This is a genomic window from Psychrobacter sp. AOP7-A1-24, from assembly GCF_052376235.1.
Taxonomy (GTDB): domain Bacteria; phylum Pseudomonadota; class Gammaproteobacteria; order Pseudomonadales; family Moraxellaceae; genus Psychrobacter.
In genome coordinates, this window is the sequence record NZ_JBQSVM010000015.1 from 47,532 (window position 1) to 63,929 (window position 16,398).

The 16,398-nt window shown below is 43.3% G+C and carries 12 protein-coding genes; 9 read left to right on the forward strand and 3 right to left on the reverse strand.

The window, feature by feature from the left end:
* Nucleotides 1-5 precede the first annotated feature (5 nt).
* Entirely contained in the window at nucleotides 6-3,269 is a 3,264-nt protein-coding gene (gene putA / locus ACT3QQ_RS07120) for a bifunctional proline dehydrogenase/L-glutamate gamma-semialdehyde dehydrogenase PutA (RefSeq protein ID WP_444527448.1), read from the reverse strand.
* Between the two features lie 731 nt (nucleotides 3,270-4,000).
* A complete protein-coding gene (locus ACT3QQ_RS07125) occupies nucleotides 4,001-5,296 on the reverse strand; it encodes an NCS2 family permease (protein WP_444527449.1) in 1,296 nt (431 codons plus the stop codon).
* A gap of 618 nt (nucleotides 5,297-5,914) precedes the next feature.
* Here ACT3QQ_RS07125 and tolQ point away from each other — a divergent pair.
* The 5 genes from tolQ to ACT3QQ_RS07150 all read left to right on the forward strand — a co-directional run bounded on the left by tolQ (nucleotide 5,915) and on the right by ACT3QQ_RS07150 (nucleotide 11,520).
* Nucleotides 5,915-6,637 (forward strand): protein TolQ, encoded by a 723-nt coding sequence (tolQ, locus tag ACT3QQ_RS07130; protein ID WP_444527450.1) that lies wholly within the window; start codon nucleotides 5,915-5,917, stop codon nucleotides 6,635-6,637.
* The gene (tolR, locus tag ACT3QQ_RS07135) at nucleotides 6,634-7,092 is read left to right on the forward strand and encodes a protein TolR (protein ID WP_444527451.1); all 459 of its coding nucleotides are present in this window, start codon (nucleotides 6,634-6,636) and stop codon (nucleotides 7,090-7,092) included. The genes tolQ and tolR overlap by 4 nt, the downstream gene beginning before the upstream one ends.
* A gap of 88 nt (nucleotides 7,093-7,180) precedes the next feature.
* Entirely contained in the window at nucleotides 7,181-8,182 is a 1,002-nt protein-coding gene (locus tag ACT3QQ_RS07140; protein ID WP_444527452.1) for a cell envelope integrity protein TolA, read from the forward strand.
* 136 nt (nucleotides 8,183-8,318) lie between these two features.
* Nucleotides 8,319-9,611: a translocation protein TolB gene (locus ACT3QQ_RS07145; protein ID WP_444527453.1), complete on the forward strand. Its 1,293-nt coding sequence runs from the start codon at nucleotides 8,319-8,321 to the stop codon at nucleotides 9,609-9,611.
* 502 nt (nucleotides 9,612-10,113) lie between these two features.
* Complete coding sequence (locus ACT3QQ_RS07150) at nucleotides 10,114-11,520, forward strand: nucleobase:cation symporter-2 family protein (RefSeq protein ID WP_444527454.1); 1,407 nt, start codon at nucleotides 10,114-10,116, stop codon at nucleotides 11,518-11,520.
* Between the two features lie 131 nt (nucleotides 11,521-11,651).
* On the opposite strand, the gene ACT3QQ_RS07155 is transcribed toward ACT3QQ_RS07150, so the two are convergent.
* The gene (locus tag ACT3QQ_RS07155; protein ID WP_444527455.1) at nucleotides 11,652-12,317 is read right to left on the reverse strand and encodes a TetR/AcrR family transcriptional regulator; all 666 of its coding nucleotides are present in this window, start codon (nucleotides 12,315-12,317) and stop codon (nucleotides 11,652-11,654) included.
* A 525-nt stretch (nucleotides 12,318-12,842) separates the two neighbouring features.
* On the opposite strand from ACT3QQ_RS07155, the gene uraD reads away from it, so the two are divergent.
* From uraD to puuE, 4 genes are all read left to right on the forward strand, one after another.
* Nucleotides 12,843-13,364: a 2-oxo-4-hydroxy-4-carboxy-5-ureidoimidazoline decarboxylase gene (gene uraD / locus ACT3QQ_RS07160; protein ID WP_444519695.1), complete on the forward strand. Its 522-nt coding sequence runs from the start codon at nucleotides 12,843-12,845 to the stop codon at nucleotides 13,362-13,364.
* A gap of 77 nt (nucleotides 13,365-13,441) precedes the next feature.
* Entirely contained in the window at nucleotides 13,442-13,810 is a 369-nt protein-coding gene (gene uraH, locus ACT3QQ_RS07165; RefSeq protein WP_444527456.1) for a hydroxyisourate hydrolase, read from the forward strand.
* A gap of 111 nt (nucleotides 13,811-13,921) precedes the next feature.
* The gene (locus ACT3QQ_RS07170) at nucleotides 13,922-15,277 is read left to right on the forward strand and encodes a urate hydroxylase PuuD (protein WP_444527457.1); all 1,356 of its coding nucleotides are present in this window, start codon (nucleotides 13,922-13,924) and stop codon (nucleotides 15,275-15,277) included.
* Between the two features lie 82 nt (nucleotides 15,278-15,359).
* Nucleotides 15,360-16,340, forward strand: coding sequence for an allantoinase PuuE (puuE, locus tag ACT3QQ_RS07175; RefSeq protein ID WP_444519692.1), 981 nt, complete (start codon nucleotides 15,360-15,362; stop codon nucleotides 16,338-16,340).
* The last annotated feature ends 58 nt before the right edge of the window (nucleotides 16,341-16,398 follow it).

The following is a 16,398-nucleotide window of genomic DNA, read 5'->3' on the forward strand; positions in this document are numbered from 1 at the left end:
ACTCCTTATGCGAGTTCTGTTTGAGTGGTAGTTTGGGTTTCGGTCGCTGTCATGTGAGCCGCTGACTGTTCAGCATTTACTGATTCTGAGCTAAGCTGCATTAAACGCGCGACATAGTGTGGGCCACCAGCTTTAGGGCCAGTACCAGATAGACCACAACCACCGAATGGCTGTACGTTTACGACCGCGCCGATTTGGTTACGGTTGATATAAGTGTTACCGACAAAGGCACGGCGTTCGATATGCTCAACAGTATTCTCGATACGGCTATGAATACCTAACGTCAAACCAAAACCTGTGTTGTTGATGGCATCAATCAGCTTATTCAAATCACGCGCTTGATAACGCAGTACGTGTAAAATTGGGCCAAAATGCTCACCACCGATCACATCAATACTATTCACTTCGATTGCTGTAGGCAATACAAAAGTAGATTTCTCTTGGCTAACGACTGAGCTTGAGCTCATTGGCGTCTGTGCCAAAATAGTAGCGGTCGGCTCAGCACTCATACGTTCAATATGCGCCTCTAAACCCTCCTTGGCATCAGCATCGATGACTGGGCCTACATCTGTAGCAGCGTATAGCGGATTGCCGACAGATAGCTCAGCCATGTTACCTTGTAATAACTCGATTAAACCATCAGCCATCTCTTCTTGCACACACAATATGCGACAAGCTGAACAACGCTGACCTGCTGAACCAAATGCTGAGAGTACTGCATCTTTAACAACTTGCTCTGGCAATGCCGTTGAATCAACGATCATCGCGTTTTGACCGCCAGTCTCAGCGATAAAGACAGGCAGCTCACCACTGGTTTGTGCATGATCATTCAAGCTTTGGTTGATACGTTGTGCAGTTTGAGTAGAGCCTGTAAATATCACACCTGCAATATTGTCAGCAGCCGTCAAAGCCCCACCTACGTCGCCTGCACCAATCACTAACTGCAAAGCTTCTGCTGGGATACCCGCTTGATACATTAACTGCGCACCAAAGTGTGCAACCAAACTGGTTTGTTCGGCAGGTTTGGCTACTACGGTATTACCTGCAGCAAGCGCAGCTACAATCTGTCCTGTGTAGATAGCCAATGGGAAGTTCCATGGGCTGATACATACGAAGGTGCCACGTGGTTTATATACTTGGCGAGACTGCTTGCCAGCCAAATCTGTAAACTCATGTACCACATCATCTAGACGCTCTGCTTCATCGGCATAAAAACGACAGAAATCAACAGCTTCTTTGATTTCATCGATACCGTCCTGCATGGTTTTACCCGCTTCAACTTGGCATAGTGCCATTAGCTCAGCGTAGTTTTCCTCATATAGCTCACCAATTTTGCGCAAGATTGCTGCACGCTTAGCAGCTGGCACATTTTGCCATACATCTTGACCAGCAACTGCAACGTCAATCGCTTGGCGAGCCACATTAGCGTTAGCATAAGTTACTTCACCAGCACTAACTTCGTGATTCCAAGGCGCAAGTACAGTCTGCTTATCAAGTTGATGCGTTTGACCATCTACCTCATATGTATCAACAGCTTTACCATTAATGATAGAGGTTGCTGACCAAGTTTTGTCTAAATGACTGTCGATGGCTGCTTTGAAACGTAACCACTGCGACTCTACAAAGATATTCGGGCCAAAACTTGCACGACGCTCACCATAAATCTCTAACGGTAATGGGATGTCTGTATTGTGCAATGTTGCATTACCAAGCAGCTTGTCATATGGATGCACCGTTAGCTTTTCAATTGGGTAAGACTTGTCTAGCAACTGATGAACAAATGAGCTATTAGCACCGTTCTCTAATAAGCGACGTACCAAGTACGGCAGCAAATCCTTATGTGCACCTACCGGCGCATAGATACGTACAGGAATCTGATACGCTTGCAGAATATAATCATAAAGTGCATCACCCATACCATGCAGACGTTGGAACTCAAAGTCTCTATGTGCACTCATGGTAATGATTGACGCAAGTGTGTGCGCATTATGCGTCGCAAACTGTGGCCAGATTAGCCCGCGCAGATGGTCTGACAATAAGAAACGCGCACAAGCAAGATATGCCGTATCCGTACCTTCTTTGCGTGTCCAAACCGGATAGCCTGATAGACCTTTTTGCTGAGCAAGTTTGATCTCAGTATCCCAATAAGCGCCTTTTACTAGACGAAGTGGAATACGGTCACCGACTTCAGTAGACAAACGAGCAAGCCAACCTAATACAGCGATTGCGCGCTTAGAGTACCCTTGCACGACGATACCTAAACCATCCCAGCCCGCCGTCAAATTATCACGGTACAAAGACTCAAACAGTTTCAAAGAAATCTCAAGACGATCTGCTTCTTCAGCATCAATGCTGATATCGACGTTGACTTCACGTGCCGCCTCAATCAACAGCAGGCAGCGCTGACGCAATAACCCCATTACCTGAGCTTCTTGCGTCGCTTCATAGCGAGGATGCAATGCTGATAATTTAATAGATACTGATGGCTTTGGCATGCCTTCTTTTACTTTGACGTTGGCAGTGGCTCTGATCGCATGTAGATAGTCGTTGAAATATTTTTCAGCGTCTTGGTGCGTGATAGCCGCTTCACCTAACATATCAAATGAATAGGTATATCCTCTATTACGATATGGCTGACTGTTTTTGTTAGCTTCCTCAATGGTCTCACCCAATACGAACTGATGACCCATGATACGCATGGCTTTTTGCATCGCGCTACGAATGACAGGCTCGCCCATCTTTTTCGTCATACGATCCAAGAAACCTGATGCTGTCGTGCTACTGTCAATACTGACAACACGACCAGTCATCATCATGCCCCATGTTGACGCATTGACCATAAAGCCATTATCATTTTTAATGTGCTTTTTCCAGTCGGCTACACTCATTTTGTCATGAATAAGCGCATCAGCAGTATAATTATCTGGTACACGAATCAGGGCTTCTGCTAAGCTCATCAGCAAGATACCTTCTTGGGTATCAAGGCTATACTCAAGCAATAATGAGTCAACCATCTTGACGGCTTTACCATCATTACGCACGTGCTCAACCAGTTTACGCGTTTGCTCAGCAGCAGCATCGCGTTCTTCTATACTAGGTTTGGCAAGTGGTAACAACTCAGACAACCAGCGTTCTTCATCGACGCTATATAATGGCGAAACACGCTTATGTAACTCTTCTGCTGACTGGGCGAGATACTCAGGCAACAGCATGTCAACAGGATTAAACAAGATCGGCTCTTGCGGGGTAAACTGGTCTACTGGGTTCATAATAACTCCATAACTATCGTTTAAAAACCATAATAAATGGTGCTTTAGGAAGTCTGATCGTCCTGTATAACTGCTCATAACCACTATCAAAAATAGTGGTTATTGACGGAGATTCACAGCAATAATCAAAAGACCAAACGGCGCCATCACAAAACTAGAAAATCCAGCATAAGCTGGAGACGGTTAAGTAGGTCGTTCGACTGTTAAACGGGCTACGTTAACAATACAAAGGCAACAACGGAAAGCTAAGCGGCATTAGTGCCTTCTTCTTGTTAGTAGTGAAAGGAGTGTGATGACCAAATATCGCATTATTGAACCGAAAATCGCTCTAATAATCACAAATTTGTCATCTTTGATGATGCTAATTCACTGTAAGAAAAACCTCTACGGCGTTGATTGAGGTGATGCGCTTAACTTGGCTATAATATCATGAAAGTTTTTTTCCAACTAACGAAATTTATTATTTTCATAAATTAATATATATCTAAATAACAATAACTTACAAGCACTTTATTAACGATAACACTTTGGTCACGTTTTTTTGTTTACTATTGTCGATTGTTTGTAATACCTATGCCTATCACAACTGTTAAAAATACCAGCGCCAATATCAGAACTACCGAGCTACATCACTAACAAAAAAACCCTCTTTATCATTCATTGATAAAGAGGGTTTTTTTGTTAGTGCGTGTTTAAAATAACATCTCAGTCGTTACCGGTTTTAGGCACCATTAAACTAAGACAATTTTTGCCAATAGTACGAGAGTCAACAACCATACTGGAATGCTAATGTCAGAGAATTTACCTGTTAATGCCTTGGTTGCAGTATAAGTGATGAAACCTAAAGCAATACCATCAGCGATAGAGTATGTCAGGGGTGTAAACAATAATACAACCGCAACAGGTCCTGCCTGAGTCAAGTCAGACCACTCTACCTCTTTTAATGTACCCAACATCAGTACCGCAACATAGAAAATCGCCCCTGCTGTGGCATAAGCAGGAATCATGCTGGCTAAAGGAGCAAAGAAAATACTGAGCAAAAATAGGATGCCAACAGTCACAGCGACCAATCCAGTACGACCACCTGCAGCAACCCCTGAAACACTTTCGATATAACTGGTCGTTGATGACGTACCAAAGAAAGTACCTGCTACTGTCGCCGTAGAATCAGCAAGCATGGCTTTACCCATATTCTTGACTTTACCGTCTTTATCAACCAATCCTGCCTGTTGAGTAGTTGCAATCAACGTACCTGCCGTATCGAACAAATCGACAAATAAGAAGGCGAAAATAATACTGATCATACTTACATCAAAAGCGCCAGCAATATCAAGCTGCATAAGCGTAGGGGCTATAGATGGTGGCGCAGAGATAATACCTGTGAACTGAGTATTTCCCGTTAATAAACTGACTAACGCCACAAATAAAATGCCAATGGTGACAGCACCTGGAACTTTCTTATAAGACAAAGCCATAATAACAATAAACCCTACCGCAGCCATCGCCGGAGAGAATGTCGTCATATCACCTAGACCAACCAAAGTGGCATCATTATTAACGATAACCCCTGAACTTTGTAGTGCAATAAACGCTAGAAACGCGCCAATACCAGCAATCACACCTTGCTTGAGTGACACGGGAATAGAGTTGATGATCAACTCTCGAATCTTGAATAGGCTTAAAAGCACAAAGATACAACCAGACAAAAATACCGCACCAAGCGCTACTTGCCATGTGTAGCCCATACCAAGTACAACGCCATAAGTAAAGAAAGCGTTAAGACCCATACCAGGAGCCTGAGCAACAGGCAAGCGAGCATAGAGACCCATGATAAAACACCCGATTGCCGCTGCTAGACAAGTCGCTACAAACACAGCTCCTTTGTCCATGCCTGCGTCGGCTAAGACGTTAGGGTTAACAAAGATAATATAGGCCATCGTCAAGAACGTGGTTATACCAGCGATGATTTCTGTTTTGATCGTGGTATTTTCACCATTAATCCCAAAATAGCGTTCAATTGCATTCATAAGTGTCGCCCCCGACTGGCTAATAAAAAGTCATCATTACCTAAAATTAAGCATGACCTCAGCAAAAAATAACGATGCCACAATAAGAATAATGCAGTAACAAAGCGTAACATATTAGACGAGTTATCTTACAAACTCAATCATTGATAATGTCTATCTCGTACAAAGCTGAATTTCGAGAAGCTGTGAAACGACAGCATAGAAAAACGATATAAAGCCATATATAGTCGTATTGCTTTAGGCTATTCAAAAAACTATTTTCTACTCATTATTGAGATGGTATTCGGTTTGAGTCATAAATTTTAGGCAATAACTATTTGCTCTGTCATTATTCATGTTATTCAACTAACTACTGACTTAACCAATAGCAGCCCAACTAAATAGTCCTTTAACACATTAATAATGACCTTTTTCTCATTTAGAAGTAAACTAGGGGGCTATTATACCGATGCCTATATGGCGATACTTATTGTTGAAGCTTTTTTCTCAACACAGTTACAAATTTCTGGTGAAGAAATCTACTACGTATTAAAAAATAAACAGTGTTTGTTTAAAGGTTGTCTGGTTTGGACGACACTATTCCAGCCAGCTGTTATCAATTATCCGTGAGTCCATTACATGCCTGAATCATTAAATATTGTCGATCTTATTACCCAAGCCAGTCTACTGGTGCAGATTGTGATGGTACTATTGTTATTAGCCTCTTTGCTCAGCTGGGTTATGATCTTTCGCATGAGTGCGCGACTTGGTACAGCCAAAAACTTTGATCAACAATTTGAGACTTGGTTTTGGTCAGGCGAAGACTTGGCTAAACTATATCAAGGCATCCAAGGCTCTCCTGATCGCCAGGGACTTGAGCAGATTTTTTATGTAGGCTTTTCAGAATACCTGAGAATGCATAAAAAGCGTCAACCTAAAGACGACATTATCGATGGTGTTGAACGCAAGTTACGCGTCGGTCTAGGACGCCAGCAGCAATTGCTAGAGTCAGGGCTGACGACGCTAGCCAGCATTGGCTCCGTTGCACCATATATTGGACTGTTCGGTACAGTATGGGGCATCATGAATGCTTTTTTGGGACTGTCTCAAACTGAGCAAGCTACCCTCGCCTCGGTAGCGCCCGGTATCGCTGAAGCCCTAATTGCTACAGCTATGGGGTTGTTTGCGGCTATCCCTGCGGTATTGGCATACAATCATTTCACAGCAAAATCGAGCCAGTTATATGACTCACGTGCCTTATTTTGTGATGAAATGACAGGCATGTTACAGCGTGAGACCAGCGTGCAAACGCCTATGAGTAAAGAAACCCAAGTTACTGCAGGTCAGGTGACAGGGCTATGAAACCAAACCCCTACGGCCGTGAAAAAAAAGCGCTCAATGCGGAAATGAACGTCGTTCCTTATATTGACGTTATGCTTGTATTATTGGTGATATTTATGGTGACAGCGCCGATGCTGATTACAGGTGTCGATGTCGACCTACCAAAAGAGCAAACCAATACCATCAGTCAAAGCCAACTACCTGTGATTGTTTCTTTGACCGACAAAGGTGATATCTTTATAAGCTATGAAAGCAATGTCGACGTGCCAGTAAATGAGCCTGAGCTGATTAATACATTATCTAACCTACAGTCTCAAAGCGACAATAATAATGCTGAGCCAGTACAGGTGATGATCAATGCGGATCAAAACAATCAGTACGGTGCCATCATGACACTCATGGCAACCTTGCAACAAGCAGGTATTGAAAAAGTAGGGTTACTGACCGGTGCGCCTCTACCTACACCTTCCTTGTAGTGATGAGCGTCCCTTGAGACACCCTTCAAATAATAATAACTAATACTAGTAGTCAATCCGACACACCACGTTCATGAGTATCCTTACCATGCATAATGCTCCTGCCGTCTATGTACCTACCGAACCAGAAAGCAATGGGCTCACATTACCTACGTTGCTCAGCTTTCTGGCGCATGGTCTTATTATCGGTATATTGGTTTACAACTATCAAACCACTGAAGTTGAGACTGCTGGTAGTATTGAAACGGTCATGGTATCTCCTGAGCAACTTGCTGAAATGCAAGGACAAATATTGGCCAGCCGTGCAGCAGCCAATACGATGCCAATGAATAGTAGCACTAGCGACTCGTCTAGTAATGCCCAGCCACAGGTATCTAGTGTTAGTACGCAAACTACAAGCCAGACAACCTCTCAACGTGTGCCTGTATTTACACAAACTGAGGAGCCAGCTGGTCAACCCATACTGATGAGCGAAGACCATCAAAAACGTCTGCTTGAACAAAATCAAGAATATGAACGCAAAATGGCTGAGTGGGCAGCACAATTAGATGAGTCAGCTATGGAAGAGCTTGACCAAATCGATCAAAGCAAACGTGATCAGCTCGTAGAAGAACAAAAAAGGCTGGGAGAGTTTCGTCAAAAGCAAAACAATTCACCAAAGATAAGACGTCCCACTGCTAGCGATCGTAACATAGAGATTGATACCGACGGCTCTGGTAACGCAGGGAAAACCTTTAGCCTGTCAGATGGTCAGTCAACTATCTCTGGCGACACACCAACCTCTAGTATATCCAAAGGCAGTAATCGCTCTGCATCGAGCGACAGTCGTGGTACTAGCAACAGTGAAATCATCAATTTAATCAAACGCAACTATACGCCACCTACCGCCGCGCGAGGCTCTACCCAACGCGCAACCTTGACTATCACTGTCAATGCCAATGGCGATGTAGTCAACGTGACAGTTTCCGGACCTGATAGTACGGTCAACGAAGCGGCAAGACAAGCAGTACTCAATATTGGTAGTCTCCCGATTGATGCTGATGACTCTAAATACCCGACTTTTACCATACAGTTTAAAGGCAGTAATTAATCAGTTGCTAGGTCTTTGTAAGATTGGTAACGTAACATTAGGCGGCTTGTCTCGCATAGGTTGCTGCTCATCTAGATGCCTGTCTCATTAAATAAAAAAATGAATATCATACTAATTTTAGGAGCTCGATTTACTCATGCGTACCCATAACAAGTTACTAGTCTCATTACTCGCCAGCACTTCAGCATTAATAGCGTCGCAAAGCGTACTTGCAGCACCTGTTGTATTAGAGCTGGACTATGAGATTCCTGTTCAACAAAACCAAGTCGCATTTGTATCGTTTGCAGGTGACTCTGTGTTATCACCGATTATATTAAATGACTTGAGTAAAACAGAGCTTAAAGTAACCAATCAAGATCTGCCGCAGCAGCCACATAGTAGTAAAGAGCTGACAGGTACCTTACCTGTTTGGCAAAGCATGGGTATACCGTATCTGGTCGTCGGTAGTACGCGTACCAATCGTGGCAAGATAATCACCGATTATGAAGTCATCGATGTCAAATCTGGTCGTGTGATACAAGGTAAGCAAAGCCTAACCGCTGACAATAATAGAGAGAGTATGCGTTATGCTGGTCATGTTATCGCCGACAAAGTATACGAGCTAATTACTGATACTCCAGGAGATTTCTCAGGGCGTATTGCTTACATTGAGGAATCAGGGACTGGCAAGCAAAAAATCTCTCGTCTCAAGGTGATGGATGCTGATGGCGAAAACGCGAGAACCATTACTGAAGTGGCTGGCTCTATTTTTTCACCAGCATGGTCGCCTGATGGCAACCGTATCGCCTATTCAGTACAACGTGAAAAATCATATCCTGTTATCTACGTGCAAAACGTCAATGGCGGCGGCGCAACTGCCCTAACGCCTTTTTCAGGTAGTAATTTAAGTCCTTCATTCTCCCCTGATGGTAGCAAAATACTATTCTCTAGTAGTTTTGAAGGCAGTGCGGATATCTATGAGATGAGCGCTAGCGGCGGCACGCCTAGAAAACTCACCAATTTACCAAGTAGTGAAGTACAGCCAAGCTATGCACCAGACGGTAAATCTTTCGTGTTTGTCAGTGATAAGACTGGCTTTAACAAGCCGCAAGTTTATCGCTACGAGTTTGGCTCAGGAAGCATCACTAAAGTATCAAACGGGGGTTATGCAACCAGTCCGCAATTTAGCAGTGACGGTACACAAATTGCCTTTTTGAGTGGGCGCTCAGCGGCTATTATGAATAGTAATGGCGCGGTCACTACCAATCTTGGTAATACGGGTATCGACGAAGCACCAAGCTTCTCGCCAAACGGTAAACGCGTCGTCTACGCATCGACTCAAGGCGGCAAAGGCGTGCTGACCATCAAGTCTCTCAATGGTGGCGAGGCGTTTGGTAAGTCAGGACAAGGCGTTATTCGCTCACCAGTATGGTCATCAAGCCCCAAATAATCTGTCATCTATTAACGTAGCCATCTTGGATGTCATGCAACAGGTATCAACTGTTAAACAAACGTTAGAAAGCCCCAATCATATTCATTATGATTGGGGCTTTTTTATGATAAAAAATAACGATTAAAGTAATAGTACAGCTTGACGCTGATTCACTTTCAATATGCGACTCCTTTCGTTTTTGACCATTCAATGTTACTTAATCCTTCCTACCTCGTAACAAACCTGTAAACTCACTAGTACCAAAAAAAACATTGCAATGTCTTGTATTTTACCTATACCCTAAATAGACCTGACTAATTGGTCAGGTTGTACAAAAATTAGCCAACATATATTAGCTATTTTATTGTTCATCTTACAGACGGATGCTTACCCTCTATTGTCTACATCGATAAAACAGCAAGTCAAGGGTGGAGTTAAAACCTTTATCTCGTGATTTACCACATTGTCTGATATCTACAGTTAAACGGGTGCTAAGCAGTTATTTTAGGAGGAAACCACCATGAGTGAAAACGTTCCAGAGAATACCGATTTACTGTATAGACTGCACGACCGTCCCACCCCCATCAAAGCATTTTTAGGTGCTATACAGCACGTACTTGCAGCATTTGTAGGTATCATCACCCCTTCTCTTATCATAGGTGGCACATTAGGTTTAGGCGAGCATATTCCCTATCTTCTCAGTATGTCATTGATAGTATCTGGCGTTGCAACCTTTATTCAGACTCGTAAAGTAGGCCCTGTTGGCTCTGGCCTAATGGCACTGCAAGGCACTAGCTTTGGGTTCTTAGCAGCTGTACTGACGGCAGGTTTTGTGGTAAAAAACCGCGGTGGTAGTCCTGAGGAGATCTTATCCGTTATCTTTGGCGTTTCATTTCTCGGAGCATTTGTTGAGATATTTTTAAGTCAGTTTATTACCAAACTCAAATCTTTTATGAGCCCAATTGTTACAGGCTGCGTGATTGTCACGATTGGTTTGTCATTAACTAAGGTAGGTTTGACTGACTTAGCTGGCGGATTTGGTGCTGAAGATTTTGGTAGTATTCCAAATTTATTGTTAGGCGGTAGTGTGCTGGTCAGTGTCATACTTATCAGTATTATCAATAATAAAGTTATTCGCTCAAGCGCTATCTTTATTGGTTTGATGTTTGGTCTTGTCGTTGCCGTACTTATGGGACGTATCGACTTTTCGTTGGTTTCTGAAGCGGCTTTTTTTACGGTGCCGATTCCTTTTAAGTATGGCTTTGGCTTTGATTGGCAAGCTTTTATTCCTATTGCCTTTATGTACATCATTACCAGTATTGAAACCTCAGGCGATTTGACGGCTACCTCAATGATATCGGGTGAACCGATCAAAGGCCCTGTCTATGAAAAGCGGATCAAAGGTGGTGTACTAGGAGATGGTGTTAACTCTCTGATTGCTGCAGTATTTAACACCTTCCCTGTGACTACTTTTAGCCAAAACAACGGTGTAATCCAAATGACGGGGATTGCTAGTCGCTACGTGGGATTCTATGTTGGTGGTCTTCTCTGCCTGATGGGACTGTTCCCTGTTCTTGGTGCTGTTTTTACGCAATTACCTAAGCCTGTCGTTGGTGGCGTGACGCTATTGATGTTTGCGACTGTAGCAACTGCTGGTATTCGTATTTTATCTACCGTACAGTTTACTCATCGTAACGTCTTAATCATTGCCACCTCACTAGGTCTGGCAACGGGTATCGCCTTTGTTCCTGACGTGCTGTCTCAAACGCCGCAGTTTTTTCAGAATATCTTTGGTTCAGCGGTAACGATGGCAGGGATTGTGGCAATCACGCTTGATATGATTTTACCCAAAAATTACGGCGCTGAGTTCGATACCAAAGCGAAGCATGCTGAAGACGGCTTAGAATCAACGCAAGAAGTGGCTTAATACTAAGCGCAAGCTAAGGCTGAGTATATCGAAGGATTTAGCCATAAATGAGGTGCGATAGATGCACAGGTAGGAACAGTCTATGCACCTCGCTTATTAAATAGGCGCCTTGTCAACTAGGTACCTTGTCATCATTCAAGGCCACAGCCTTTTAGAATAAAAGGCACTAGAAAGTCTGCCGCACGGGCTTCGTCTTCTGCGTCATAAGCGGTCTTGTCCATTAATCCAACGATTTCAATCTCAAATTCAGCATAACGCTGGGTAGTCGCCCAAATCAAAATCAGTAGCTGTAGAGGATCCGTAATCCCAATTTTGCCTTGCTTATGCCACTCTTTCATTACCTTTGCTTTATCGTGTACCCATTCCTTCATCGTTGTGGACATAAATTCATGTAAATGCGGTGCACCGCCGATAACTTCAATGGCAAACAGTTTATGACGACTTGGATTGACAAAAGCTTGATGCAGCTTGGTGCGGACAAATTTTTCGATGACTGTTTTTGGATCGCTATCTACTGTCATGGTTACCAAGCCTTCGTTCCATTCTTGAATGATAGAACGCAGCACTGCCATATAGAGATTCTTTTTGTTTTTAAAGTAATAGTGAACATTGGCTTTAGGTAAGCCTGCTCTGTCGGCAATGCCCTGCATCGTAGCGCCGCGATAGCTTTGGAGCACGAACTCTTCTTCAGCTGCCGCTAAGATAAGCGCTTGATTCTGTGCGCGAATGGCTTGTTGGCTACGGTGCGAGGGTGTATCAGTCACTAGGGTATCTTCCTTTTGATGGTTTTGAGTCATAGCAGTGGTATCTTACTCTAAGGGGTAGGTTCGACAAAATAGTCACTATATTTCGCTGTGTATTCTTATATAAATACATAGGTTTGATCAGCATAACCTGTTAAATAAAAATATTTCGCACAAAACAGTTGACCAATTAGTCAGGTTTTAGCAAAATGGGAACTGCAAATCAAGCACGCCGTCATTAATCATTTCTTGTCAGACGTTTTGGACGGCTAAAATATCAGTGTTTCCTTAGCAAATCTGTTTCATATTGTCAGTTCACTATAATCTAGAGTTATGCAAAGCGTATACAAATACTAATTCGGTCTGACTACGAACACATAGACTATCAGCTCTTAGTTTTAAGCAAATTAATAGCTGTTAGCTTAATCAAATAAGCCAAAGCACCGAAGCAACCTTTACTTATCAAGATTGCTGCCCATACTTAGAGGTTTATGCAAATAATCGTAAGGTATAAACCTCTATCAAATACTTATCGCCCAATGCAAATAATGGGCTGCCATATCAGAAAAGGATGTCATTGTGAGCTTAACCTTAGCGCAATTCAACACTCTATCTCAAGAAGAAGCCATCACCCAGCTGTTGACCTGCTGCACCAGTACCCAATGGGCACAAAATCTTGCTAACGCCCGCCCCTTTGCAGACTTGGATGCACTACTAAAAAGTAGCGACGCTATCTGGCACAAAGTACAAAATGACGAGGCTAACTTATTAGAAGCCTTTGATGGGCATCCACAAATCGGCAATGTGGCATCACTAAAAGAAAAGTATCGCAACACACAAAGTAGCGCTGCACATGAACAATCAGGCGCTAACGATGCAGCAGATGAGGTCCTCGAAGCACTTGCCAGAGGCAATCAAGATTATCTAGATAAATTTGGTTTTATTTTTATTGTCTTTGCGACAGGTAAAAGCGCACAGCAAATGCTCGACCTGCTATTAGCGCGCCTACCTAATGATCGTGTCACTGAACTAGCAAATGCAGCTACTGAGCAAAATAAAATCACGCGTTTGCGTTTAAACAAACTGCTAGGTAGTGCTTAGACGATTAAATAATAGTCGCAGAGTTAGACTAGTATTTTGACTCGATTTATATTTTTCACAAATTCAAAGGAAGCATTATGTCTGCCACCCTATCATCACATATCTTAGACACTCATCTTGGTAAACCTGCCGCTGATATCGCCGTTACCTTACACCGAGTACAAGACAACGGTGTTAGCAAGCTATTGGCACATGGGACGACCAATAGTGATGGCCGCGTCACACCAGACGCTTGGCAGTTCGATACAGCCATCGATAGCACAGAGCGTCAGCTGAATGTTGGTCGCTATACCGTGACGTTCGATACTCAGTCTTATTTTGATAATCAGCAGCTGACAGCATTCTATCCGCAAGTGGTTATCGACTTTGTGGTAAATGATGCCAGTCATTATCACGTGCCGCTCCTACTTAGCGCACATGGTTATAGCACTTATCGCGGATCGTAAGTTTGGGGCTGTTTAGCTCTCTGCTTTGTTATTAGTTTTCAAGAAATACTATCAAAAGAAATTACCAAGACATTTTATTAAGACATTGTCACATTAAAGGACATTTATTACATGGGCGCCTATCTTCTCGAATGGTTAAGTTTATTTTTCCGCTGGTTTCATGTTATCGCTGGGGTAGCATGGATTGGTGCATCATTTTATTTTGTGTGGTTGGATCTAAGCCTACGCAAGCCGCCACAGTGGAAAACAGACAAAGGCATATCAGGCGATCTTTGGGCTGTCCATGGTGGTGGGTTTTATGAAATTGCCAAATACAAGCTAGAGCCAGAGGAGATGCCAAAGACGCTACATTGGTTTAAGTGGGAAGCTTATACTACTTGGCTGACGGGTGCGGCGATGATGTCTATCGTCTATTATGCCAATGCAACTGCCTATCTGATCGACCCAAGCAAAGTACCTTTTACCAGTATTGGTGCCATTGCCACCAGCTTGCTTTTCTTGTTCGGCAGTTACTTTATTTATGAAGTTATCGTACGCAGTCACTTGGGTAAAAATGCTTTTATCTTTAGTACGCTGATTTTTATCTTACTGGTCATCGCGAGCTGGGGCTCTTACCAGCTATTTAGTGATCGTGCTTCATTCATTCATATCGGTGCTATCTTAGGCACGGTGATGGTGGGTAATGTATTCTTCGGTATTATGCCAGCTCAGCGCGCACTCGTTGACTGTGTACGGCGCGGCGAAAAACCAGGCAAGGAAGTGGCTGAATTGGCATTACAAGCCAAGAACCGCTCATTGATGAATAACTATTTTACTCTTCCGCTCATCTTTACTATGATCAGCAACCATTACCCAATGATGTATGCTCATGAGAAAGGTTGGTTGGTATTGGTCTTCGTCGGTATTATCACTGCGACTGTACGTCATTACTTTAACCAAAAGCACTTAGGTCATAAAAAACCACGCTACTTGGTTATTCCAGCCGTATTAACTGTATTATTGATTATTTGGATGCGTCCTGAGCCAATTGAACCAGTGCCTGCAATGCCTGCTACTGCTTCAGGAGCAACTACCACGACTGAGAGCACACCACCAGCTACAAGCGCGTCTACCGACTCAAGTACTGACACCACTGCTAATGCTAATAGCAATTCTAATGATAGTGCTAATAACAGTGTTAGTAATAATGCGGCTACTACCGACGCCTTACCTGTGAGCGCGTCAGCAGATGACGCCATGATGGATGTCGTGCATACGCGCTGTAGCACTTGCCATGCGGTTCAGCCAACACAACAAGGCTTTGCCGCGCCGCCAGCAGGTATCATTTTACAGACGCCAGAAGACCTAAAAATACATAAAGCTAAAATCGTCACTGCCGTACAGACTGGCTATATGCCGCTTGGTAATATTACTCAGTTGTCGGACGCAGAACGCCAACAGCTGGTAGCTTATGCATCAGCACTTTAATTGGCGATTAGAAAATAACTGTCATTTATGAGTAATATTCATATGAATATTTAAGGCTCTAAGCGATATAGGAACATAAATAATGAGTAAAAAAATTACCAGCGATTTTGATATCAGTACGTACCCGCGCGACCTAAAAGGCTATGCTGGCAACCCACCAAAAGCGAACTGGCCAGGTGGCGCAAAAATCGCTGTACAGTTTGTATTGAACATTGAAGAAGGTGCAGAAAATAGCGTCATTCATGGTGATGGACAATCAGAGCGTTTCTTATCTGATATTTTAGGCACACCAGAATTTAACAACCGTCACCAATCTATTGAGTCTGCTTTTGAGTACGGTAGCCGTGTTGGCGTGTGGCGTGTACTAGATATCTTTAAAGAGTACGGTGTTCCCATCACCACGTTTACTTGTGCTGCCGCTGCTGAAAAAACACCGCATATCATCGAACGTGTATTAGAAGACGGTCATGAGATTGCCAGTCATGGTCTACGCTGGATCACCTATCAGGATATGTACCGTGAGACGGAGCGCGAACATATTCGCTGTGCCACTCAAATATTTAAACGTATGCTAGGCGGACAACCTCTTGGTTGGTATACAGGACGTGATAGTCCAAATACTCGTGAACTGGTCGCTGAACAAGGTGGATATGCTTATGACTCTGACTCGTATGGTGATGAATTACCATATTGGCTCAATGTAAAAGTCCAAGATGGCAATATGATCACGCGCAAACCGCATTTAGTCATACCTTATAGTTTAGAGACCAATGACATGCGTTTTTCTTCTAGCCCGGGGTTCACCCATGCTGAACCGTTTTATCAATATCTCAAAGACAGTTTTGACACCTTATACGAAGAAGGCGCGCATACTCCTAAAATGCTGACCATCGGCTTGCATTGCCGCATTATCGGGCGCGCAGGACGTATCAAAGCGCTAAAGCAATTTTTGCAATATATCACCAGTAAGCCTGATGTATGGATATGCCGCCGTGACGATATCGCCAAGCACTGGTACGAAAACCACCCTGCTACGTTAGACAACACTGCTAACTGGATGTAAGATGATGTATCGTCTTTATACTCATTCTACTTAGCTGAGCGAATGCTAATTAGTATGG